At 72.2% G+C, this 21,861-nt stretch carries 20 protein-coding genes; 15 read left to right on the forward strand and 5 right to left on the reverse strand.

Going from position 1 to position 21,861, the window contains the following annotated elements; all coding sequences use genetic code 11:
• The first annotated feature begins 3 nt into the window (after positions 1-3).
• From coaD to mutM, 6 genes are all read left to right on the forward strand, one after another.
• A complete protein-coding gene (gene coaD / locus ACZ5NJ_RS35515) occupies positions 4-483 on the forward strand; it encodes a pantetheine-phosphate adenylyltransferase (RefSeq protein ID WP_468770642.1) in 480 nt (159 codons plus the stop codon).
• Positions 484-585: 102 nt separating this feature from the next.
• Positions 586-1,656 carry a DivIVA domain-containing protein gene (locus ACZ5NJ_RS35520; protein ID WP_468770584.1) on the forward strand — a complete coding sequence of 357 codons (1,071 nt, stop codon included), beginning with the start codon at positions 586-588 and terminating at the stop codon, positions 1,654-1,656.
• 68 nt (positions 1,657-1,724) lie between these two features.
• Positions 1,725-2,435, forward strand: a complete 711-nt coding sequence (locus tag ACZ5NJ_RS35525; protein WP_468770586.1) for a YceD family protein — start codon at positions 1,725-1,727, stop codon at positions 2,433-2,435.
• 2 nt (positions 2,436-2,437) lie between these two features.
• On the forward strand, positions 2,438-2,611 hold the full coding sequence (gene rpmF, locus ACZ5NJ_RS35530) for a 50S ribosomal protein L32 (protein ID WP_003965982.1): 174 nt from the start codon (positions 2,438-2,440) through the stop codon (positions 2,609-2,611).
• Between the two features lie 19 nt (positions 2,612-2,630).
• Positions 2,631-3,452: a ribonuclease III gene (gene rnc / locus ACZ5NJ_RS35535; RefSeq protein ID WP_468770588.1), complete on the forward strand. Its 822-nt coding sequence runs from the start codon at positions 2,631-2,633 to the stop codon at positions 3,450-3,452.
• A 167-nt stretch (positions 3,453-3,619) separates the two neighbouring features.
• Complete coding sequence (gene mutM / locus ACZ5NJ_RS35540; RefSeq protein WP_468770590.1) at positions 3,620-4,489, forward strand: bifunctional DNA-formamidopyrimidine glycosylase/DNA-(apurinic or apyrimidinic site) lyase; 870 nt, start codon at positions 3,620-3,622, stop codon at positions 4,487-4,489.
• Here mutM and ACZ5NJ_RS35545 read toward each other — a convergent pair.
• The gene (locus tag ACZ5NJ_RS35545; RefSeq protein ID WP_468770592.1) at positions 4,462-4,878 is read right to left on the reverse strand and encodes a winged helix-turn-helix transcriptional regulator; all 417 of its coding nucleotides are present in this window, start codon (positions 4,876-4,878) and stop codon (positions 4,462-4,464) included. The genes mutM and ACZ5NJ_RS35545 overlap by 28 nt on opposite strands.
• A 138-nt stretch (positions 4,879-5,016) precedes the next feature.
• Here ACZ5NJ_RS35545 and ACZ5NJ_RS35550 point away from each other — a divergent pair, with 138 nt between their 5' ends.
• The gene (locus ACZ5NJ_RS35550) at positions 5,017-5,616 is read left to right on the forward strand and encodes a flavodoxin family protein (RefSeq protein WP_468770644.1); all 600 of its coding nucleotides are present in this window, start codon (positions 5,017-5,019) and stop codon (positions 5,614-5,616) included.
• A 26-nt stretch (positions 5,617-5,642) separates the two neighbouring features.
• Here the strand turns inward: ACZ5NJ_RS35550 and ACZ5NJ_RS35555 are convergent, their stop codons facing one another.
• The gene (locus ACZ5NJ_RS35555; RefSeq protein WP_468770594.1) at positions 5,643-6,482 is read right to left on the reverse strand and encodes a CAP domain-containing protein; all 840 of its coding nucleotides are present in this window, start codon (positions 6,480-6,482) and stop codon (positions 5,643-5,645) included.
• A 130-nt stretch (positions 6,483-6,612) separates the two neighbouring features.
• Between ACZ5NJ_RS35555 and ACZ5NJ_RS35560 the strand changes: the two genes are divergently transcribed.
• From ACZ5NJ_RS35560 to ACZ5NJ_RS35575, 4 genes are all read left to right on the forward strand, one after another.
• Entirely contained in the window at positions 6,613-6,894 is a 282-nt protein-coding gene (locus ACZ5NJ_RS35560) for an acylphosphatase (protein ID WP_358892717.1), read from the forward strand.
• 368 nt (positions 6,895-7,262) lie between these two features.
• The gene (locus ACZ5NJ_RS35565) at positions 7,263-7,478 is read left to right on the forward strand and encodes a hypothetical protein (protein ID WP_468770596.1); all 216 of its coding nucleotides are present in this window, start codon (positions 7,263-7,265) and stop codon (positions 7,476-7,478) included.
• A 229-nt stretch (positions 7,479-7,707) separates the two neighbouring features.
• Complete coding sequence (locus ACZ5NJ_RS35570; RefSeq protein ID WP_468770598.1) at positions 7,708-11,703, forward strand: AAA family ATPase; 3,996 nt, start codon at positions 7,708-7,710, stop codon at positions 11,701-11,703.
• A gap of 181 nt (positions 11,704-11,884) precedes the next feature.
• Positions 11,885-13,321 carry a sugar porter family MFS transporter gene (locus ACZ5NJ_RS35575; RefSeq protein WP_468770600.1) on the forward strand — a complete coding sequence of 479 codons (1,437 nt, stop codon included), beginning with the start codon at positions 11,885-11,887 and terminating at the stop codon, positions 13,319-13,321.
• A 44-nt stretch (positions 13,322-13,365) separates the two neighbouring features.
• On the opposite strand, the gene ACZ5NJ_RS35580 is transcribed toward ACZ5NJ_RS35575, so the two are convergent.
• The gene (locus tag ACZ5NJ_RS35580) at positions 13,366-14,352 is read right to left on the reverse strand and encodes an LLM class flavin-dependent oxidoreductase (RefSeq protein WP_468770602.1); all 987 of its coding nucleotides are present in this window, start codon (positions 14,350-14,352) and stop codon (positions 13,366-13,368) included.
• Positions 14,353-14,415: 63 nt separating this feature from the next.
• The gene (locus ACZ5NJ_RS35585; RefSeq protein ID WP_468770604.1) at positions 14,416-15,867 is read right to left on the reverse strand and encodes a purine-cytosine permease family protein; all 1,452 of its coding nucleotides are present in this window, start codon (positions 15,865-15,867) and stop codon (positions 14,416-14,418) included.
• Between the two features lie 156 nt (positions 15,868-16,023).
• On the opposite strand from ACZ5NJ_RS35585, the gene ftsY reads away from it, so the two are divergent.
• Positions 16,024-17,244 (forward strand): signal recognition particle-docking protein FtsY, encoded by a 1,221-nt coding sequence (ftsY, locus tag ACZ5NJ_RS35590; RefSeq protein ID WP_468770605.1) that lies wholly within the window; start codon positions 16,024-16,026, stop codon positions 17,242-17,244.
• A gap of 90 nt (positions 17,245-17,334) precedes the next feature.
• Here ftsY and ACZ5NJ_RS35595 read toward each other — a convergent pair whose 3' ends face one another.
• Entirely contained in the window at positions 17,335-18,003 is a 669-nt protein-coding gene (locus tag ACZ5NJ_RS35595) for a bifunctional DNA primase/polymerase (RefSeq protein WP_468770607.1), read from the reverse strand.
• 406 nt (positions 18,004-18,409) lie between these two features.
• On the opposite strand from ACZ5NJ_RS35595, the gene nsdA reads away from it, so the two are divergent.
• The 3 genes from nsdA (at position 18,410) to ACZ5NJ_RS35610 (ending at position 21,847) form a co-directional block, all read left to right on the forward strand.
• Positions 18,410-19,903, forward strand: coding sequence for a transcriptional repressor NsdA (gene nsdA / locus ACZ5NJ_RS35600; RefSeq protein WP_468770609.1), 1,494 nt, complete (start codon positions 18,410-18,412; stop codon positions 19,901-19,903).
• A gap of 262 nt (positions 19,904-20,165) precedes the next feature.
• Positions 20,166-21,512, forward strand: a complete 1,347-nt coding sequence (locus tag ACZ5NJ_RS35605) for an ammonium transporter (RefSeq protein WP_468770611.1) — start codon at positions 20,166-20,168, stop codon at positions 21,510-21,512.
• Positions 21,509-21,847: a P-II family nitrogen regulator gene (locus tag ACZ5NJ_RS35610; protein WP_468770612.1), complete on the forward strand. Its 339-nt coding sequence runs from the start codon at positions 21,509-21,511 to the stop codon at positions 21,845-21,847. The genes ACZ5NJ_RS35605 and ACZ5NJ_RS35610 overlap by 4 nt, the downstream gene beginning before the upstream one ends.
• Positions 21,848-21,861 lie beyond the last annotated feature (14 nt).

Consider the following 21,861-nt stretch of genomic DNA (forward strand, 5'->3'; position numbering starts at 1 on the left):
CAGTTGCGCCGCGCGGTCTGTCCGGGATCCTTCGACCCCATCCACAACGGGCACCTCGACGTCATCGGACGCGCCTCCAGGCTGTACGACGTCGTCCACGTCGCCGTGATGATCAACCCCTCGAAGAAGGGCCTGTTCACCGTCGAGGAGCGGATCGAGATGATCCGCGAAGCCACCGCCGACTACGGCAACGTCGAGGTCGAGTCCTTCCACGGCCTCCTCGTCGACTTCTGCAAGCAGCGGGACATCCCGGCCATCGTCAAGGGCCTGCGCGCGGTCAGCGACTTCGACTACGAACTCCAGATGGCCCAGATGAACATGGGCCTGTCGGGCGTCGAGACCCTGTTCGTCCCCACCATCCCCACCTACAGCTTCCTGTCCTCCTCGCTGGTCAAGGAGGTCGCGGCCTGGGGCGGCGACGTCACCCACCTGCTCCCCGCACACGTCCACGCGGCGCTGACCGAACGGCTGCGCGCCAAGTAGGCCGGCGGCGGGGGGCCCGGGGTTTCCCGACCCGTCCCGCGCGTCCCTCCGGTGGCCCTACAGTCGTCCCGTCAGTCCGAGGCGAAGAGAGCGCGAGCCCCCATGGACGTACAGAAGAAGCTGGACGAGATCGTCGCGGCCGTCGGCGGCGCCCGGTCGATGCCCATGTCGGCCTCCTGCGTGGTCAACCGCGCGGAGCTCCTCGCCCGGCTCGAAGAGGTACGCCAGGCGCTGCCCGGCTCGCTCGCCCAGGCCCGGGAGCTGATCGGCGGGCGCGACCAGATGGTCGAGGACGCCCGCCAGGAGGCGGACCGGATCATCGAGTCGGCGCATGCCCAGCGCGGCTCCCTGATCTCCGACACCGAGATCGCCCGCCGCGCGCAGGACGAGGCCGACCGGATCCTCGCCGACGCCCGCCGCGAGGCCGCCGAGATCCGGGCCGAGGCCGACGACTACGTCGACAGCAAGCTCGCCAACTTCGAGGTCGTCCTCAGCAAGACCATCGCCGCCGTCGACCGCGGCCGCGAGAAGCTCCTGGGCCGCGGGCCCGGCCTGGACGACCGGGGCTTCGACGACAGCGGCGCCCCCGAGCCCAGCCCCGACCCGCCGGCCCGGCGCGAGCAGGCGGACGCGTACGTGGACACCAAGCTCGCCACCGTCGAGGCGGTGCTCGCCAAGACCCTGGAGGCCGTCGGCCGCGGACGCCAGAAGCTGCTGGGCCGGGTGCCCACCGACGACCTCGGCGCGCACATGGCCGCCCAGGACGCGGCGGGCGAGCAGCACGCCCGCCCGTCCAGCGACGCGGACTTCCTGGCCGGGCTGGCCGAGCCCGAGCCGCCGGCGATCCCCGCCCAGGCGGCCCCGGTCTACGACGACTACGCGGCGGCGGCCTACACCACGCCCTACCCGCACCCCCCTCAGCAGGACGGCTACGGCTACCAGGACCCGTACGCCGGTGCGGGTACCGGCTCCGCCGGAGCGGCCTACGCCGCGCCCTACGCCCCGCAGCAGCCGGACCCGTACGGCTACGCCCCGCAGCCCGACCCCTATGCCGCGTACCCGCAGCATCCGCAGCCCCACCACCCGCAGCAGCCGGCGCTCGACGAGACCAGCTTCTTCGACACGAGCATGATCAACCTGGAGCAGCTGCGCCAGTACGAGCAGGGTCGCTAGCCCGGATTGGGCTCTGAGCGAAGCGGCGGGTATCCTGGCTCTTCGGTCGCGCGTATGCGCCGCGATCCATGCTGCCCCAGAGCGGCGAAATCTTTGATCTTCAGCGATCTGTGAAAGCAGGAACGGCCCTGAACACCCGCCTCGACCACCGCAACCCCCTCGTGTTCGACACGCACGAGCTGGGCCGGCGTCCTGGTGCCATGCAGCGGCTGTCCCGCGAGGTCCAGGCGCCGGCGGACTTCGGTCTCGTCGACGTCATCGGAGTGCCGGAAGGCGCCCCGGTGAAGATCGAGCTCCGCCTGGAGTCGGTCATGGAAGGGGTGCTTGTCACAGGCACCGTCCGTGCAAAGGCCGTGGGGGAGTGCGTAAGGTGTCTGGAGGCCGTCGAGCGCGAGCTCAAGGCGGACTTCCAGGAGATGTTCTCGTACCCTGACGCCGACGACCGGAGCCACCGCAAGGCGGAGCCGGCCGACGACGCCGAGGACGACGAGGACACGCTCTTCCTTGAGGACGGATTGTTCGACCTCGAACCCGTGCTGCGGGACGCGGTGGTGCTCGCACTGCCCATGCAGCCGGTGTGCCGGGAGGATTGTCTCGGACTGTGCCCCGAATGCGGGCTCAGCCTGAACGACGACCCGGAGCACCACCACGACGCCGTCGACATCCGTTGGGCGGCATTGCAGGAACTCGTCGTGACCGATCAGGACGACGAGAAGGACAACATGAGCGGCACTGCATCTGACGGAGTTCAGAGCGCCGCCGAGAAGCAGGAGAAGTAGCCGTGGCTGTTCCGAAGCGGAAGATGTCGCGCAGCAACACGCGCCACCGCCGGTCGCAGTGGAAGGCTGCGGTCCCCACCCTGGTTTCGTGCGAGCGTTGCCAGGAGCCGAAGCTCCAGCACATCGCGTGCCCGAGCTGCGGCACCTACAACAAGCGCCAGGTCCTCGAGGTCTGAGCGGCTGGTGAGAGGCGCAATGTCTGAGCTGTCCAACGCTGAGAAGCAGGCAGTCAGTAACAACGCGGCCTCGTCCCACACGCTTCTGGAAGGGCGGCTCGGGTATCAACTTGAGTCCGCCCTTCTGGTGCGTGCGCTGACCCACCGCTCGTACGCGTACGAGAACGGCGGTCTGCCCACCAACGAGCGGCTGGAGTTCCTCGGGGACTCCGTCCTGGGCCTGGTGGTCACCGACACGCTGTACACGACCCACCCCGACCTGCCGGAAGGCCAGCTGGCCAAACTGCGGGCCGCGGTCGTCAACTCGCGCGCGCTGGCGGAGGTCGGCCGTGGCCTCGACCTGGGCTCCTTCATCCGGCTGGGCCGGGGCGAAGAGGGCACGGGCGGCCGGGACAAGGCCTCCATCCTCGCCGACACCCTCGAAGCGGTGATCGGCGCGGTCTACCTCGACAAGGGCCTCGACGCGGCCTCGGAGCTGGTCCACCGGCTCTTCGACCCGCTCATCGAGAAGTCCTCGAACCTCGGTGCCGGCCTGGACTGGAAGACCAGCCTCCAGGAGCTCACGGCGGCCGAGGGTCTCGGCGTGCCCGAGTACCTGGTCACCGAGACCGGTCCGGACCACGAGAAGACCTTCACCGCTGCCGCCCGCGTCGGTGGTGTCTCGTACGGCACCGGTACCGGCCGCAGCAAGAAGGAAGCGGAACAGCAGGCTGCCGAATCCGCGTGGCGCGGGATCCGTGCCGCCGCGGACGAGCGGAAGGCCGCGGAAGCGGCGTCCGCCGAGGCGCCCGCCGGGACCGACGGGGCGCCGACCCCCGCCGACCCGGCGGCGACGGTCTGACCGGCGCTTCCTTCGGGTACGTCCCGCCCGCCCCCGCCTCTGGCGGGGGCGGGCGGTCCCGTTTCCGGGCGGGGCCCCTGGTGCGCCGGGCCGCCGGGTAGGCTCGCGGCAGAGCCGGACGCCGTGCCGCCGCGTCCCGCGAAGCCCGCTTCACCCGGAGGAACACCGTGCCCGAGCTGCCCGAGGTCGAAGTGGTGCGGCGCGGCCTGGAGCGCTGGGTGGCCGGGCGGACCGTCGCCGCCGTGGAGGTGCTCCACCCCAGGGCCGTGCGCCGGCACCCGGCGGGCGGGGCCGACTTCGCGGCGCGCCTGGCCGGAGGGACCATCGGGGTCCCGCACCGGCGCGGGAAGTACCTGTGGCTGCCGTTGCAGGACCGGGACCTGTCCGTCCTCGGGCACCTCGGGATGAGCGGGCAGCTGCTGGTGCAGCCGTCCGGTGCCCCCGACGAGAAGCACCTGCGCATCCGGGTGCGCTTCGCCGACGACGCCGGGACCGAGCTGCGCTTCGTCGACCAGCGGACCTTCGGCGGGCTTTCCCTGCACGAGGTCGCCCCCGGCAGCGAGGAGGGGCTCCCGGACGTCATCGCGCACATCGCCCGCGACCCCCTGGACCCCCTGTTCGACGAGGGGGCCTACCACCTGGCGCTGCGCGCGAAGCGCACCACCCTCAAGCGGGCCCTGCTGGACCAGTCGCTGGTCAGCGGGGTCGGCAACATCTACGCCGACGAGGCCCTGTGGCGCGCGAGGCTGCACTACGAGCGCCCCACGGCGACGCTGACCCGCCCCCGGAGCACGGAACTGCTCACCCATGTGCGGGAGGTCATGAACGCCGCGCTCGCGGTCGGCGGGACCAGCTTCGACAGCCTGTACGTCAACGTGAACGGCGAGTCGGGCTACTTCGACCGGTCCCTGGACGCCTACGGGCGCGAGGGCGAGCCCTGCCGCCGCTGCGGTACGCCGATGCGGCGGCGGGCCTGGATGAACCGGTCCAGCTACTTCTGCCCGCGCTGTCAGAGGGCGCCGCGCGCGGTGTCGTAGGACTGCCGCGAGCTGAGCACCGCGTCCATGTTCTCCTCCACGAAGTGGATCAGGGAGAGCAGGCGGTCGGCGACCTCCCTGCCGAGGGGGGTGAGCTCGTAGTCGACGCGGGGCGGGTTGGTCGGCTGGGCCTCGCGGCTGACGATGCCGTCGCGCTCCAGCGCGTGCAGGGTCTGGGAGAGCATCTTCTCGCTGACGCCCTCGACGCGGCGGCGCAGCTCGTTGAAGCGGCGGGGGCCGTCGCGCAGGGCTCCCACGGTGAGGCTGCCCCAGCGGCCGGTGACGTGTTCCAGGGTCTCCCGCGAGGGACAGGCGCGCGCGAAGACGTCGAACGGCAGGTCGGCCGCGGCGGCGTCGGCGCAGAGGTCGGTACAGGCAGGGGTCTCCATGCCTCCCAGCGTACCCCCGGGTAGCGCTAACTGTCTGCTTGCGCTTTCTAAAAGTTAGTGCTTCTCTTGTTCCGTCGCACCGCGGCCCACCGCGGCGCACCGGAACAGCCCTCTAGGAGTAGCGCCATGTCTGCCACCATCCCCGCCCCCGTCGTCTCGATCGCCTACCACTCGGGCTACGGGCACACCGCCGTCGTCGCCGAGGCCGTGCGGGCCGGCGCCGCCGCGGCCGGGGCGACCGTCCACGTCGTCAAGGTCGACGCGATCACCGACGCCGAGTGGGAACTCCTCGACGCCTCCGACGCGATCGTCTTCGGCTCCCCGACCTACATGGGCACCGCGTCCGGCGCCTTCCACGTCTTCGCCGAGGCCACCTCGAAGCGCTGGTTCGGCGACGTCTGGCAGGACAAGGTCGCGGCGGGCTTCACCAACTCCGCCTCCAAGTCCGGCGACAAGCTCAACACCCTCCAGTACTTCCAGATGCTGGCCTCGCAGCACGGCATGAGCTGGGTGAACCTCGGTCTGAAGCCGGGCTGGAACTCCTCCACCGGCAGCGAGTACGACCTCAACCGCCTCGGCTTCTCCTCCGGCGCCGCCGCCCAGAGCAACTCCGACGAGGGTCCGGAGGCCGTGCACAAGGCCGACATCGCGACCGCCGAGCACCTCGGCCGCCGGGTCGCCGAGCACACCCGCGTGGTCATCGCGGGCCGGGCGGCGCTGGCGGCGGCCTCGGCCTGACCCCGCCACGGGGCCGGCGGCCGGTTCTAGAAGCCGAAGTCCTGGGTCCACCAGGGGCCGCCGGCGCCGAAGTAGACGCCGACGCCGAGGGTGCGGAATTCGCAGTTGAGGATGTTCGCGCGGTGGCCCGGGCTGTTCATCCAGGACTCCATCACCGTCTTGGCGTCACCCTGGCCGCGCGCGATGTTCTCGCCGCCCATGCCGGATATCCCGGCGTTCTGGGCCCGCTGCCAGGGGGTCTTCCCGTCCGGGTCGGTGTGGTCGAAGAAGCCCCGTACGGCCATGTCCTTGCTGAAGGCGGCGGCCAGCGCGGCCAGCGGCGGGTTCGCGCGGACCGGGACGCAGCCGGCCTGGGCGCGCTCCTGGTTGACCAGGGCGAGGACCTCCGCCTCCGCGGACGGGTTCGCCACCCCGGCCGCCGGCGGCTTGGGCGCCGCGGGCTTGGGGGCGGCCGCCTTCGGGGGCTGCGGGGCACTCGTCTTCTCCGGCGCCTTCGTGGAGGCCGACGGGGAGGGCGTGGGCGTCGGCGAGGCCGACGGGGACGGAGAGGCCGAAGGGCTGGGGGAGGCCGACGCGGTGGCCGACGGGGTGCCCGCGCCGGGGCCGGCGGAGGCGCGGCCGGACAGGTTGGCGAGGCCGCCCTGGTCCAGTCCCCGTTCCGGGCTCGGGGTGGGCTTCGCGCGGGCCTCGGTCCGGTCGGCGGAGCCCGTGCCGACGTACGGGAAGGAGCCGCCGACCGGTACGAAGCCGGTCGTGACGGCGGCCGTGCCGAGGACCACGGCCACCGAGACGCCGAGCAGGCCGGTGCGCACCGCGGTGCGCCTGGCACCGCGGCGCGGCGCGGCGTGGAGTCGGTGGCGTCCCATCGGTCGCGGCCCCTTCTTTGCAAGATCGAATTTGCTCACCCGAACGGGTGAGTCATTGGTGGGGGACTGTAGCCCATGCCGCACAGGGACCGACGGGATCAAGAGGCCTCGGCCCGGTTAGCGTTCTTGCATGAATGAAGATGTCCGCATGACCGCCTGGGTGCGCGGCCGTGTACAGGGAGTGGGCTTCCGCTGGTTCACCAGGGCCAATGCCCTGGAGATCGGCGGGCTGGCCGGCTTCGCGCTCAACTTGGACGACGGCCGAGTGCAGGTCGTGGCCGAAGGGCAACGTGAGAATTGCCACCGGCTGCTCGACTGGCTCCGCGACGGCGACACGCCCGGCCGGGTGGACGGGGTGACGGAGATCTGGGGCACACCGCGCGGCGGCTACGACGGTTTCGAGATCCGGTGATCTATCGACCGATCATGGACTGATCAGACTCCAGGACCGTCCGCACCCGGTCGGAACTGCGCATTCGCCGTCGACCCGTTGCCGTCGGCGGCGAACCGTGGAAGGCTCGGATACGAGGATGATCTCCGCGCCCCCCGCGAGGCCCGGGCTGGCCGCCGATACGGCGCGTGATCGTGTTGACCGTCAAACTTTTTGGTGAGACGCTGGAAGCCCCGCGCACCCGAGCTGTTTGGCAGTGCTGGCAGGAGAGCAGCGTCAGCAAGAGAACGAGTGCAGTGACTGACAGTCGCTGTCGGACATCCGCGGGTGCGATTCCCTCACGACCCACACCGCTTCGGTCGGTCACTCAGTGTGGAGGACCATCCATCATGGCAAAGGCGCTTCTCGGTTACGTCGGCGGCTCCGACCCGCGACTCCTCGCCGAGATGCGACGGCTTCAGCAGCGCGTCCAGGACCTCGAGTCCGAGCTCGGACGGATCCAGTCCGAGAACGACGCCCTGACCGCGGCCGCCGCTCAGCACGGGGACTCGCTGCTCGACAGCATGGACCTCGATGTATCCCAGGCGGAGCCTGCGCTCACCTGATCCGCGACTCACCCCGTCGTTCGACTCCAGCCCAGGCACGATCTGCAAGGGCCTCGCATGATCTGCAAGGGACGCTCCGGCGTCCCTTCTTTCTTGCGGCGGCCGCGACCACCGGGCCCGGTGGGCCGCCACAGGCGCATGGGGCCAGGTGGGGGCTGATTCCTTTGGCGTCTGATCTGCCCTGCACCTTCACGGGTGAAACCGGACGCGGAAGGTAGAGTCCGGCGGCGTGCACCTCAAGTCCCTGACCCTGCGCGGCTTCAAGTCCTTCGCCTCCGCCACCACCCTCCGCTTCGAGCCGGGCATCACCTGTGTCGTGGGCCCCAACGGTTCGGGCAAGTCCAACGTGGTGGACGCCCTGTCCTGGGTCATGGGCGAGCAGGGGGCCAAGTCCCTGCGCGGCGGCAAGATGGAAGACGTCATCTTCGCCGGGACGACGGGCCGGCCGCCGCTCGGCCGTGCCGAGGTCTCCCTCACCATCGACAACTCCGACGGCGCCCTGCCCATCGAGTACGCCGAGGTCACCATCACGCGGATCATGTTCCGCGGCGGCAGCAGCGAATACCAGATCAACGGGGACACCTGCCGGCTCCTCGACATCCAGGAACTCCTCTCCGACTCCGGCATCGGCCGCGAGATGCACGTCATCGTCGGCCAGGGCCAGCTCGACTCCGTCCTGCACGCCGATCCGATGGGCCGCCGCGCCTTCATCGAGGAGGCCGCCGGCGTCCTCAAGCACCGCAAGCGCAAGGAGAAGGCGCTGCGCAAGCTGGACGCGATGCAGGCCAACCTCGCACGGGTGCAGGACCTCACCGACGAGCTGCGCCGGCAGCTCAAGCCCCTGGGGCGGCAGGCGGCCGTGGCCCGGCGGGCCGCCGTCATCCAGGCGGACCTGCGGGACGCGCGGCTGCGGCTGCTCGCCGACGACCTGGTCGGGCTGCGGGCCGCGCTGGACGCGGAGATCGCCGACGAGGCCGCCCTCAAGGAGCGCAAGGAGTCCGCCGAACGGGACCTCGCGGAGGCGCTGCGCCGCGAGGCCGAGCTGGAGGAATCGGTACGCCGCCTCGCGCCCCGGCTCCAGCGGGCCCAGCAGACCTGGCACGAGCTGGCGCAGCTGGCCGAGCGGGTGCGCGGCACGGAGTCGCTGGCCCAGGCACGGGTCAAGAGCGCGTCGGCGCCCGTGGAGGAGGAGCGGCGGGGCCGTGACCCGGAGGACCTGGAGCGGGAGGCCGCGCGGATCCGGGAGCAGGAGGCGGAGCTGACGGCCGCGCTCGAAGCGTCCGAACGGGCCCTGGAGGACACCGCCGCGCACCGGGCCGAGCTGGAGCGGGCCCTCGCCGAGGAGGAGCGCAGGCTGCGGGACGCCGCGCGGGCCGTCGCCGACCGCCGCGAGGAGCTGGCCCGGCTGACCGGGCGGCTGGGCGCGGCCCGGTCCCGGGCGGGCGCGGCCCAGTCGGAGATCGACCGGCTCGTGGCGGCGCGGGACGCCGCGCGGGACCGGGCCGAGGAGGCCCGGGAGGAGTACGAGGCGCTGGCCGGGGAGGTCGGCGGGCTGGAGGAGCCGTCCTCGCAGGAGGCGGAGTACGAGGCGGCGCGGGCCGGGCTCAAGGAGGCGGAGGCGGCGCTGGCGGCGGCCCGCGAGGCGCGGACCACCGCGGAGCGGTCCCGGGCCGCCGTCTCGGCCCGGCGGGAGGCGCTCGCGCTGGGGCTGCGGCGCAAGGACGGGACCGGGGCGCTGCTCGCGGTGCGGGAACGGCTCGCGGGGGTGCTGGGGCCTGCGGCGGAGCGGGTGTCGGTGGAGGCGGGGTACGAGGCCGCGGTCGCCGCGGCGCTCGGCTCCGCCGCGGATGCGGTGGCCGTGGCCTCGGCGGGCGCGGCGGCCGACGCCATCCGCCACCTCCGGGGGACCGACGCGGGCCGCGCGACGCTCCTGATCACCCCCGCCGCGGGCCCGTCCCCGGTCCAGGCCCCGGGCTCGACGCCGGGCCTGACCCCGGTCCAGGCCCCGGGCCTGACCCCGGACCCGGGCTCGGCCCCGGCCCAGGGCTCCGGCTCGGGCACGGGTGTGGTTCCGGGGCAGGCCCCTGGCCCGGACGGCGCCGCGTCGGGCGGTGCCGGGCTGCCCGGGCGGGCCCAGGGGGCTGGAGGCCTCCCCCACCCCGCCCCTTCCCGAAACCGGGGCTCCGCCCCGGACCCCGCGCCTCAAACGCCGGCGGGGCTGGTTGTGCGGGGCACGGCCCCGGAGGCCGCGGCTCAGGGGGTGGCGGGGCTGGATGTGCGGGGCTCGGCCGCGGACCCCGCGGCTCAGGCGGTGGCGGGGCCGGGTGTGCGGGGTTCCGTCGCGGAGGCCGCGGCTCTGGTGGTGGGGCCGGGGGCGCGGGGGGTCGCCTTGCGGGGTGCGGGCTCCGATGGTGTCGGGGGTGGGTGTCGGGAGGTCGCCGGGCTGGTGCGGGGGGACGCCGCGGTCGTGCGGGCCGTCGCGTGGGTGCTGCGGGGGTACGTGGTCGTCGGGTCGCTGGAGGAGGCCGAGGCCCTCGTCGCCGAGCGGCCCGAGCTCGTCGCCGTGACCGCCGAGGGGGACGTGCTCGGGGCGCACCTCGCGCACGGGGGCTCCGCCGGTGCGCCCAGTCTCATCGAGGTGCAGGCCGCCGTGGACGAGGCGGACGCGGAACTGGAACGGCTGGAGACCGAGTGCCGGGAGCTCGTCGCGCAGGAGGAGGACGCCCGGGTCCGGCGCGCCGACGCCGCCGCGCGGGTCGAGGAGCTCGGCGAGCTGCGCCGGGCCGGTGAACAGGCCCGGGCCGGGGCCGCCCAGCAGCTCGGGCGGCTGGCCGGGCAGGCGAAGGCGGCCCTCGGCGAGGCCGAGCGCGGCGCCCTGGCCGTGGCCACCGCCGAGGAGTCGCTGGAGCGCGCGCGGATCGACGTCGAGGAGTGCGCGGAACGCCTCGCCGCCGTCGAGGACCTGCCCGTCACGGAGGACCCCGACACCTCCGCGAGGGACCGTCTCGCCGCCGACGGGGCCAACGCGCGGCAGACCGAGATGGAGGCCCGGCTCCAGCTGCGCACCCACGAGGAGCGGGTGAAGGGACTCGCGGGGAGGGCGGACGCCCTCGACCGGGGGGCCAGGGCCGAGCGCGAGGCACGGGCACGCGCCGAGCGGCGCCGCCGGCGGATGCGGTACGAGGCCGAGGTCGCCCGGGCCGTCGCCGACGGGGCGCGGCAGCTGCTGGCGCACCTGGAGGTGTCCGTCGGCCGCGCGGAGCAGGAGCGCACGGCCGCCGAGCTGGCCAAGGGGCTGCGCGAGCGGGAGCTCGCCGAGGCCCGCAGCCGGGGCCGCGAGCTCAAGGAGGAGCTCGACAAGCTCACCGACTCGGTGCACCGGGGCGAGGTGCTCGGTGCCGAGCAGCGGCTGCGCATCGAGCAGCTGGAGACCCGCGCCCTGGAGGAGCTCGGCGTGGAGCCGGCCGCGCTCGTCGCGGAGTACGGGCCCGACCAGCCGGTTCCCCCGTCCCCGCCGGCCGAGGGCGAGGTGCTCCCGGAGGATCCCGACCACCCCCGCAACCGGCCCGGCCCCTTCGACCGGGCCCGGCAGGAGAAGCGGCTCAAGGCGGCGGAGCGCGCGTACCAGCAGCTGGGCAAGGTCAACCCGCTCGCGCTGGAGGAGTTCGCGGCCCTGGAGGAGCGCCACCAGTTCCTCGGAGAGCAGTTGGAGGACCTGAGGAAGACGCGTGCCGACCTGCTTCAAGTGGTGAAGGAAGTGGACCAGAGGGTCGAACAGGTTTTCACGGAGGCCTACCGGGACACCGCCCGCGAGTTCGAGGGGGTGTTCTCGCGGCTGTTCCCCGGCGGCGAGGGCCGTCTGGTGCTCACCGACCCGGAGAACATGCTGGCCACCGGCGTGGACGTCGAGGCCCGTCCGCCGGGCAAGAAGGTCAAGCGGCTGTCCCTGCTGTCCGGCGGCGAGCGGTCCCTGACGGCCGTGGCGCTGCTGGTCTCCATCTTCAAGGCGCGGCCCAGCCCGTTCTACGTGATGGACGAGGTCGAGGCGGCGCTGGACGACACCAACCTCCAGCGGCTGATCCGGATCATGGAGGAGCTCCAGGAGAGCTCGCAGCTGATCGTCATCACCCACCAGAAGCGGACCATGGAGGTGGCGGACGCCCTCTACGGCGTCTCGATGCAGGGCGACGGGGTGTCGAAGGTGATCAGCCAGCGCCTCCGCTGAGGTTGATCATTTAAGAAATGAACTCAAGTTCTGCGGTCTAAACCCAAAATCCCCCACTCATCGACTATTGACTTCAGAAAATGAACACATAGGCTCTGGGCTGTCTCCCGGCTCCGGGTGGTGCCCGATCTTGACCTGTGCGCCACTAGGAGAACGGACAGAACCCCCCACGGAGCACACCTTGACCAGCAGCACAGCGCAGTCGGCGGCGTCGGGCGGCGGCGACAACGCCTCCCAGCCCGACCACCTCGGCCACGTCATCTTCATCACCGCGGCCGCCGCGATGGGCGGCTTCCTCTTCGGATACGACAGCTCCGTGATCAACGGCGCCGTCGTCGCCATCCGCGACCGCTTCGACGTCGGCTCCGGCGCGCTCGCCCAGGTGATCGCCGCCGCCCTGATCGGCTGCGCCGTCGGCGCCGCCACCGCCGGCCGGATCGCCGACCGGATCGGCCGCATCCGCTGCATGCAGATCGCGGCCCTCCTGTTCACCGCGAGCGCCATCGGCTCGGCCCTGCCCTTCGCCCTGTGGGACCTCGCCGCCTGGCGCGTGATCGGCGGCTTCGGCATCGGCATGGCCTCGGTCATCGGCCCCGCCTACATCGCGGAGGTCTCCCCGCCCGCCTACCGCGGCCGGCTCGCCTCCTTCCAGCAGGCCGCCATCGTCATCGGCATCGCCATCTCGCAGCTGGTCAACTGGGGCATCCTGAACCTCGCCGACGGCGACCAGCGCGGCAAGGTCGGCGGCCTGGAAGCCTGGCAGTGGATGCTCGGCGTGATGGTCGTCCCCGCCGTGCTCTACGGGCTGATGTCCTTCGTCATCCCGGAGTCCCCGCGCTTCCTGATCTCCGTCGGCCGCACCGCCGAGGCCCGCACGGTGCTCGCCGAGGTCGAGGGCTCGCACACCGACCTCGACGCCCGCGTCGCCGAGATCGAGACCGCCATGCGCTCCGAGCACAAGTCCACCTTCCGGGACCTGCTCGGCGGCCGCTTCGGCCTGCTGCCCATCGTCTGGATCGGCATCGGCCTCTCGGTCTTCCAGCAGCTCGTCGGCATCAACGTGATCTTCTACTACAGCTCCTCGCTGTGGCAGTCCGTCGGCATCGACCCGACCAGCTCGTTCCTCTACTCCTTCACCACGTCGATCATCAACATCATCGGCACGGTGATCGCGATGATCTTCGTCGACCGCATCGGCCGCAAGCCCCTCGCGCTGATCGGCTCGGCCGGCATGGCGCTCTCGCTGGGCCTGTGCGCCTGGGCGTTCTCGTACAAGACGACGGTCGCCGGCGAGATCTCCATGCCCTCGGCGCAGGGCACCGTCGCGCTGATCGCCGCGCACACCTTCGTGCTCTTCTTCGCCCTGTCCTGGGGCGTGGTGGTCTGGGTGCTGCTCGGCGAGATGTTCCCCAACCGCATCCGGGCCGCCGCCCTCGGCGTGGCCGCGGCCGCCCAGTGGGTCGCCAACTGGGTCATCACCGTCACGTTCCCGACCCTGTCGGACTGGAACCTCTCCGGGGCGTACGTCATCTACACGGTCTTCGCCGTGCTCTCGATCCCCTTCATCCTCAAGTGGGTGCCGGAGACCAAGGGCAAGGCGTTGGAGGAGATGGGGTAACCAAACCCCGCCACCACCCCTCCCCTCCGCGGCGCTGCCCCGGCTCAGTCCCTGAGCCGGGGCAGCACCCGTTCGCACAGCAGCCGCAGGCTCCGCCACCCCTCCTCCAGGGGCATCCCGCCGCACAGCGGGTGCAGCACCAGGTTCCCCGCTTCGCCCGTCTCCCGGCCGAAGGCGACGGCCTCCTCCGGGGAGAGGATCCGGTAGACCCCCTCCGCCCGCAGCTCCGCCACCGTGCGGGCGCCGGAGCGGACCGCCGAGCGGATGTCCTTGGACTGCCACGAGGCGTACATCCCCGCCTCGTGCAGGAAGTGCTCCCCGTACCGCGCCCAGGCCCGGTCCGGGTCCTCCGAGACGTGCAGCAGCGGCGTCCGCTCCGCCGGCATCATGCAGAAGCCCTCGGTGCCGTACTCGGCGAGCCGCTCCCGGTAGTACGCCTCCAGCTCCGGCAGGTGCGCGCTGGGGAAGAACGGCAGCCCCAGCCGGGCCGCCCGCCGCGCCGCGGCCTTCGAGCTCCCGCCCACCAGCAGCATCGGGTGCGGCTGCGTGAAGGGCACCGGGGTCACCTTCACCGTGCGGCCGCGGAACTCGAAGGGCTCGCCGGTCCACGCCTTGAGCAGCGTCTCCAGCAGCTCGTCCTGGAGCCGGCCCCGCCGCCCCCACTCCACCCCGTGCTGCTCGTACTCCTCGGGCCGGTAGCCGATGCCCGCCACCGTCACCAGCCGCCCGCCGCCGATCAGGTCCAGCACGGCGATGTCCTCGGCCACCTTCAGCGGGTCGTGCAGCGGGCCGATGATCGCCGAGACCGTCACCGCGATCCGCCGGGTGGCGCCGAGCACCGCGCCCGCGAACGCGAAGGGGGAAGGCAGCCAGTGGTTGTCCGTGCCGTGGTGCTCCTCCGTCTGGATGGTGTCGATCCCGTGCTCGTCGGCGTAGCGGGCCATCTCCACCGCCGCCTGGTAGCGGGCGGCGAGGCTCGCCGGGGTGCCGTTCGGGTCGACGAGGTTGAAGCGGGCCACGGTGATGGGCATGGAGGGGTTCCCCTTCGCCGGATGCGGTCGGGCGGGCGAAGGGGGAGGCTAGCTGACGGGGCGTCAGTTGGACAGGGTTCCGGCGGGCTCGCGCTCGGGCTCCGCGGCCGTCTCCCGCGCCGCCGGAGCGGAGGAGGCCGTACGCGGCAGGACGGCGTACAGCGCGCCGGAGGTGAGGATGCCGGCCACCCAGCCCAGGCCGTTCTCGCCGATCCAGGTCGTCGCGAGCGGCCCGGTGAACCAGTCCGTCCTGGTGAACAGCGTTCCCGCCACCAGGGCCGTGCCCCAGGCCGTCATCGCCTGCCAGGCGAAACCGCCCCGGTACCAGTACGCGCTGGTGCGCGTGGTGTCCAGCAGCGCGGCGGCGTCGTAGGCGGGGCGGCGCAGCATGTCCACGCCGAACACCCCGATCCAGGCGGAGAAGGCCACGGCCAGCAGGGTCAGGAAGGAGATGAAGGAGCCGAAGAAGCTGGTGGCCACCACCATCAGCAGGAAGCCGAAGACCAGGCTGATGACGGCGTTGACGCTGACCGCCCAGGCGCGCGGCACCCTGATGCCCAGGGTCTGCGCGGTGAAGCCGGCGGAGTACATCGACATCGAGTTGATCAGCAGCATGCCGAGGAGGGCGATCAGCAGGTACGGGACCGCGATCCAGGTCGGCAGCAGCTCTCCGATGAAGGAGACGGGGTCCTGGGCGCTGGCCAGGTCCGGCGTGCCCACGGCCATCACCGCGCCCATCAGCACCATCGGCAGCACGACCACGCCCGCGCCGCCGATCGTCGCCCCGACCACGCCCTTGGAGGAGGCGGTACGGGGCAGGTAGCGGGTGAAGTCCGGGCCGGACGGCACCCAGCTGATGCCGCCGGCCGCGATGGTGCCGATGCCCGCGATCATCATCGCCGTGGAGCCGGCCGGCTTGCCGAGGACGGCGGACCAGTCGGTGGTGAAGAGCAGGTAGCCGAGCACGAGCACGCTGAACGCGCCGAAGAGGTACGTCGACCAGGTCGAGCAGACCCGCAGCGCCTTGATCCCGAGTCCCGACACCACGAAGGTGCAGCCCACGAAGAACAGCAGGGTGACCACGATCAGCGGGGTGCTGCTCTTGATGCCGAAGAGCAGGTCGAGCACGGTCAAGGCGGCGTAGGCCCCGCTGACCGCGTTGATCGTCTCCCAGCCCCAGCGGGCCACCCAGATCAGCGCCCCGGGGAAGAGATTGCCGCGCTGGCCGAAGACGGCCCGCGAGAGCGCCATGCCGGGGGCGCCGCCGCGCTTGCCCGCGATCGAGATCAGCCCGACCAGCCCGTACGAGACCACGGGCGCCGCCACCGCGACGACCAGCACCTGCCAGATGTTGAGCTCGTTGAAGATCACCAGCCCCGCGCCCATGGTGAGCAGGAGCACGCTGATGTTGGCGGCCACCCAGGTGGGTATGAGCTCGCGGACCCGCCCGCCGCGCTCGCCGTCCGGTACGGGCTCCAGCCCGCGCGTCTCGACGGCCGTCTCTTCAGCAGGCATGGGCACTCCGGGGGAAGCAGGTGAGGACAGGCGGGTGAGGACAATCCGCCCATCATCGTAGAAGTGGCGTTAAGACCACAAATGGCGGACCGGCACCTGGTGGGAACGTCCAAGGTCCGGGGGTGGGGGCGGACCGTGGCAGATACTGGGTGCGTTATGGAAATCCTGATCCTTGCTGTAGTCATCGCCCTGGTCGCGGTCGGCGCGATCAGCGGGCTCGTGGTCAGCAGCCGCAAGAAGAAGCAGCTGCCCCCCACGGCGCCGCCGAGCACGCCGACCATCACTGCCCCGCCTGCCGAACCGCAGGTGGGGGAGGACGCCGTAGAGACGGCGGAAGAACCGCGCCGCACCATCGAGGAGGTCGGGCTTCCGGAGGCGGAGGCCGAGGCTGCCCCGGTGGAGGCGCCGGCCGCGGAGCCCGAGGCCCCGGCCGCCCCCGAGATCGAGGTGCCCGAGCCCACGGCCGGCCGCCTGGTCCGGCTGCGCGCACGGCTCGCCCGTTCGCAGAACTCCCTCGGCAAGGGCCTGCTCACGCTGCTCTCGCGCGAGCACCTCGACGAGGACACCTGGGAGGAGATCGAGGAGACCCTCCTCATCGCCGACGTCGGCGTCGCCCCCACCCAGGAGCTCGTGGAGCGGCTGCGCGAGCGGGTCAAGGTGCTCGGCACCCGGACCCCCGCCGAGCTGCGCGGCCTGCTCAAGGAGGAGCTGGTCGCCCTGGTCGGCACCGACTTCGACCGCGCCGTGAAGACCGAGAGCGGCGTCGAGACCCCGGCCGTCGTGATGGTCGTCGGCGTCAACGGCACCGGCAAGACCACCACCACCGGCAAGCTCGCCCGCGTGCTCGTCGCCGACGGCCGCAGCGTGGTCCTCGGCGCCGCCGACACCTTCCGCGCCGCCGCCGCCGACCAGCTCCAGACCTGGGGCGAGCGCGTCGGCGCCCGTACCGTGCGCGGCCCCGAGGGCGGCGACCCCGCCTCGATCGCCTACGACGCGGTCAAGGAGGGCATCGCCGAGGGTGCCGACGTGGTGCTCATCGACACCGCCGGCCGCCTGCACACCAAGACCGGCCTCATGGACGAGCTCGGCAAGGTCAAGCGCGTCGTCGAGAAGCACGGCCCGCTGGACGAGGTCCTGCTGGTCCTCGACGCCACCACCGGCCAGAACGGTCTGACCCAGGCGCGCGTGTTCGCCGAGGTCGTGGACATCACCGGCATCGTGCTCACCAAGCTCGACGGCACCGCCAAGGGCGGCATCGTCGTCGCCGTCCAGCGCGAGCTGGGCGTCCCCGTCAAGCTCATCGGCCTCGGTGAGGGCGCGGACGACCTCGCCCCGTTCGAGCCGGAGGCGTTCGTGGACGCCCTGATCGGCGACTGAGCGTCCGCACCGCCCCGCAGACGAGTGCCCCCGCGCCCGGAACTCCGGGACGCGGGGGCACTGCTCTGTGCGGGCGCGCGGGCCGGGGCGTCAGCGCCGGAAACGGTGGCAGGTGTAGGCGAGGGTGCCCAGCAGCAGCCGGGCCTGCGGGGGCCCGCCCGCGTGGTCCAGGGCGGGCCGGCGCAGCCAGGCGGCCGGGCCGAGGCCCCCGCGGTCGGAGGGCGGCGCGGTCAGGAAGGCCCCGTGGCCCAGGGCGCGCAGGTCCAGGTCCGCGTCGTCCCAGCCCATCCGGTAGAGCAGCTCGGGCAGCTCGGCCGCGGCGCCGGGGGCCACGAAGAACTGCGCCCGGTCGTCGGGGGTCACGGTCACCGGGCCCAGGGGCAGGCCCATCCGCTCCATGCGGACCAGGGCGCGCCGCCCCGCCTCCGCGGAGACCTCGATGACGTCGAAGGAGCGGCCGACCGGGAGCAGGACCGCCGCGCCCGGGTACTCGCCCCAGATCTCCGCGACCTCGTCCAGGGTGGCTCCGCCTGGGACGGTGGGAGCGAAGTCCAGCGGATGCGCCCCCGGCGCGGGGCAGTTCGTATGACCGCAGGAGCAGTCGCGGGCCGGAGCCGCGGCGCGGGCCCCGGGGACCGCGTCCCAGCCCCAGAGGCCGGTGTACTCCGCCACCGCCGTGCACTCCGAGGTGCGGCTGCGGCGCCGGACGCCGGAACGGAATTCCTTGGTGCTGCGGCTGCCGCCGATCGTGAAGCCCATGCCCATGCCCCCTCCAACGGGTCTGACGCGCCGGTGGTTACGACGTCGGCGAGACCTCTCGGAAGCCGGGTGGAGCACGCCCTCCACCAGGGCCGCCCGGCGCACTCCCCGCCGCGCGCGCCCCGGGCGCGCTCCCGTCCAACCGTTCCGTTTCGCCTTCCTGTCAAGTGAATCGCGCCTGGCCGGTGGCGAGTTCATTCGAAGGGGTGGCGAATGGTGGCGTTTCTGGAATCGACCTCGCCCACGGGGTGATCGTAGGATTACTTTCGGTGCACGAACCCGTGAGGCAGGCTCATCCGTGGGTATGCCGGAGGCAATGTGTAGAGGACCTGTGAAGGTCCCAGGCGGCAGGCGCCGCCCCGGCCAGGGTTTCGTGTGAAGAGGCGATGCGGATGGGGGCGTTCCAGTGAGCGGCAGCGGCGCAAGCGGAACGGGCGGGGAATCAGCCGACCGCAACGAACAGCTGACCTCGTGGTTCGTCCGCAGCGGCTGGTCCAAGGGCGAGCTCGCCCGCCAGGTCAACCGCCGGGCCCGCCAGATGGGCGCCCACCACATCAGCACCGACACCTCCCGCGTCCGCCGCTGGCTCGACGGCGAACAGCCCCGCGAGCCCGTGCCGCGGATCCTCTCGGAGCTCTTCTCCGAACGGTTCGGCGCCGTCGTCGCCATCGAACAGCTCGGCCTGCGCAGCGCCCACCAGACCCCCTCCGTCTCCGGCGTCGACCTGCCCTGGGCGGGCCCGCAGACCGTGGAACTGCTCAGCGAGTTCTCCCGCAGCGACCTCATGCTGGCCCGCCGCGGCTTCCTCGGCACCTCCCTCGCCCTCTCCGCCGGACCCGCCCTCATCGAGCCCATGCAGCGCTGGCTCGTCCCCGCCCCGGCCGCCGACCCCGCGGCGCGCGACGCCGGCGGGCGGCCGGGAGCCCCCTCCGGCTACCGGCCGGCCCGCCTCTCCGACCCCGAGCTCGACCTCCTCGAAGCCACCACCGTGATGTTCCGCCAGTGGGACGCCCAGTGCGGCGGCGGACTGCGCCGCAAGGCCGTCGTCGGACAGCTCCACGAGGTCACCGACCTGCTCCAGGAGAACCACCCGGCCCCCGCCATGAAGAGGCTCTTCAAGGTGGCCGCCGAACTCGCCGAACTCGCCGGGTGGATGAGCTACGACATCGGCCTGCACCCCACCGCCCAGAAGTACTTCGTCCTCGCGCTGCACGCCGCGAAGGAGGCCGGGGACAAGCCGCTGGGCTCGTACATCCTCTCCGGCATGAGCCGCCAGATGATCCACCTCGGCCGCCCCGAGGACGCCCTGGAACTCATCCACCTCGCCCAGTACGGCAGCCGCGACTGCGCCGGACCCCGCACCCAGGCCATGCTCTACGCCATGGAGGCCCGCGCCTACGCCAACATGGGCCAGCCCAGCCGCTGCAAGCGGGCCGTGCGCATGGCCGAGGACACCTTCGGCGACGTCGGCTTCGGCGGCGAACCGGAACCCGACTGGATCCGCTTCTTCTCCGAGGCCGAACTCAACGGCGAGAACTCCCACTCCTACCGGGACCTGGCCTACGTCGCCGGCCGCAGCCCCACGTACGCCTCCCTCGCCGAACCCGTCATGGAACGGGCCGTCGAGCTCTTCGCCAAGGACGGGGAGCACCAGCGCTCCTACGCCCTCAACCTCATCGGCATGGCCACCGTCCACCTGCTCCAGCGCGAACCCGAGCAGGCGACCGTCCTCGTCGACCAGGCCCTCGACGTGGCGCGAAAGGTGCGCTCCGAACGGGTGAACACCCGGCTGCGCAAGACCGTCGACATCGCCGCCCGTGAATACGGCGACGTCGCCGAGGTGGTCCGGCTGACCGACCTCCTCGCCTCCCGCCTCCCCGAGGCCGCCGAGGCCGTCTGAGCCGCCCCGGGGCCCGGGCCCGCCCCTGACGTGCGCCCCACCCCCGCCTGACCCTCACCTGACACGGACCGGACCCCCACCTCACCGGTTCATGCAGGCGTAACACGCCCGACCTCTTCGTCATCGGAGCGAAACACCGAGCGGCGCCGCCGGAAACCGGCCTGCGCGAACCTCAGGGCCAATAACCGGCCAGACCTTACGCCGCCGCTCAGGTACCCCACGATCGCCCGCACGCGAACGTACCGACGACGAGGAGACGCCGATGGCATCAGCCATCACGACCCTCGCTGCAGACGCACCCACCCTGTCTGCAGCGAACACCGGGTTCATGCTCATCTGCTCCGCCCTGGTCATGCTGATGACCCCGGGACTCGCCTTCTTCTACGGAGGCATGGTCCGCGTCAAGAGCAGCCTCAACATGCTGATGATGAGCTTCGTCAGCCTCGGGATCGTCACGATCCTGTGGGTGCTCTACGGCTTCAGCCTCGCCTTCGGCACCGATGCCGGCTCGGTGATCGGCTGGAACTCCGACTACGTCGGCCTCAGCGGCATCGGCCTCACCGAGCTGTGGGACGGCTACACCATCCCCGTCTACGTCTTCGCCGTCTTCCAGCTGATGTTCGCGGTCATCACCCCCGCCCTGATCAGCGGCGCCCTCGCCGACCGCGTCAAGTTCAGCGCCTGGGTGCTCTTCACCGCCCTGTGGGTCAGCGTCGTCTACTTCCCCGTCGCCCACTGGGTGTGGGGCACCGGCGGCTGGCTCTTCAAGCTTGGCGTCATCGACTTCGCCGGCGGCACCGCCGTCCACATCAACGCCGGCGCCGCCGCCCTCGGCGTCATCCTGGTCATCGGCAAGCGCGTCGGCTTCAAGAAGGACCCGATGCGCCCGCACAGCCTCCCCCTGGTGATGCTCGGCGCCGGCCTGCTGTGGTTCGGCTGGTTCGGCTTCAACGCCGGATCCTGGCTCGGCAACGACGACGGCGTAGGCGCCGTGATGTTCGTCAACACCCAGGTCGCCACCGCCGCCGCCATGCTCGCCTGGCTCGGCTACGAGAAGCTGCGCCACGGCTCCTTCACCACCCTCGGCGCCGCCTCCGGCGCGGTCGCGGGCCTCGTCGCCATCACCCCCGCGGGCGGATCCGTCAGCCCGCTCGGCGCGATCGCCGTCGGCGCCATCGCCGGCGTGCTCTGCGCCATGGCCGTCGGCCTCAAGTACCGGTTCGGCTACGACGACTCCCTCGACGTGGTCGGCGTCCACCTCGTCGGCGGCGTGGCGGGTTCCCTCCTCGTCGGCCTCTTCGCCACCGGCGGCGTCCAGTCCGACGCCAAGGGCCTCTTCTACGGGGGCGGGTTCGACCAGCTCGGCAAGCAGGCCGTCGGAGTCTTCTCCGTCCTCGCCTACTCCCTCGTCGTATCGGCGATCATGGCCTTCCTCCTGGACAAGACCATCGGGATGCGGGTAGCCGAGGACGTGGAGGTCTCCGGCATCGACCAGGCCGAGCACGCCGAGACCGCCTACGACTTCAGCGGCGCCGGCGGCGGGCTCTCCACCCGCCCCGCCGCCTCCCACGCCCCCGCGGCCGCCGCCAACAAGAAGGTCGACGCATGAAGCTGATCACCGCGATCGTCAAGCCCTACAAGCTCGACGACATCAAGGAAGCCCTCCAGGCCTTCGGGGTCCAGGGCCTGACCGTCTCCGAGGCCAGCGGGTACGGCCGCCAGCGCGGCCACACCGAGGTCTACCGCGGCGCCGAGTACACCGTCGACCTCGTACCGAAGATCCGCATCGAGGTCCTCGCCGACGACGACGAGGCCGACGAACTCGTCAACGTCATCGTCAGCGCCGCCCGCACCGAGAAGATCGGCGACGGCAAGGTGTGGAGCGTCCCCGTGGACTCGGTCGTCCGGGTCCGCACCGGCGAGCGCGGCGCCGACGCCCTCTAGACGACGGGAGCCCC

It is taken from the genome of Streptomyces sp. NPDC032091, assembly GCF_055580265.1.

Excerpts from the sequence above, each read along its gene's own strand:
- ACZ5NJ_RS35520 (WP_468770584.1), top strand. The coding sequence starts at position 586 with ATGGACGTACAGAAGAAGCTGGACGAGATCGTCGCGGCCGTCGGCGGC.
- ACZ5NJ_RS35525 (WP_468770586.1), top strand. The coding sequence starts at position 1,725 with ATGCTGCCCCAGAGCGGCGAAATCTTTGATCTTCAGCGATCTGTGAAA.
- rnc (WP_468770588.1), top strand. The coding sequence starts at position 2,631 with ATGTCTGAGCTGTCCAACGCTGAGAAGCAGGCAGTCAGTAACAACGCG.
- ACZ5NJ_RS35545 (WP_468770592.1), bottom strand. The coding sequence starts at position 4,878 with ATGGAGACCCCTGCCTGTACCGACCTCTGCGCCGACGCCGCCGCGGCC.
- ACZ5NJ_RS35555 (WP_468770594.1), bottom strand. The coding sequence starts at position 6,482 with ATGGGACGCCACCGACTCCACGCCGCGCCGCGCCGCGGTGCCAGGCGC.
- ACZ5NJ_RS35560 (WP_358892717.1), top strand. The coding sequence starts at position 6,613 with ATGAATGAAGATGTCCGCATGACCGCCTGGGTGCGCGGCCGTGTACAG.
- ACZ5NJ_RS35565 (WP_468770596.1), top strand. The coding sequence starts at position 7,263 with ATGGCAAAGGCGCTTCTCGGTTACGTCGGCGGCTCCGACCCGCGACTC.
- ACZ5NJ_RS35580 (WP_468770602.1), bottom strand. The coding sequence starts at position 14,352 with ATGCCCATCACCGTGGCCCGCTTCAACCTCGTCGACCCGAACGGCACC.
- ACZ5NJ_RS35585 (WP_468770604.1), bottom strand. The coding sequence starts at position 15,867 with ATGCCTGCTGAAGAGACGGCCGTCGAGACGCGCGGGCTGGAGCCCGTA.
- ftsY (WP_468770605.1), top strand. The coding sequence starts at position 16,024 with ATGGAAATCCTGATCCTTGCTGTAGTCATCGCCCTGGTCGCGGTCGGC.
- ACZ5NJ_RS35595 (WP_468770607.1), bottom strand. The coding sequence starts at position 18,003 with ATGGGCTTCACGATCGGCGGCAGCCGCAGCACCAAGGAATTCCGTTCC.
- ACZ5NJ_RS35605 (WP_468770611.1), top strand. The coding sequence starts at position 20,166 with ATGGCATCAGCCATCACGACCCTCGCTGCAGACGCACCCACCCTGTCT.
- ACZ5NJ_RS35610 (WP_468770612.1), top strand. The coding sequence starts at position 21,509 with ATGAAGCTGATCACCGCGATCGTCAAGCCCTACAAGCTCGACGACATC.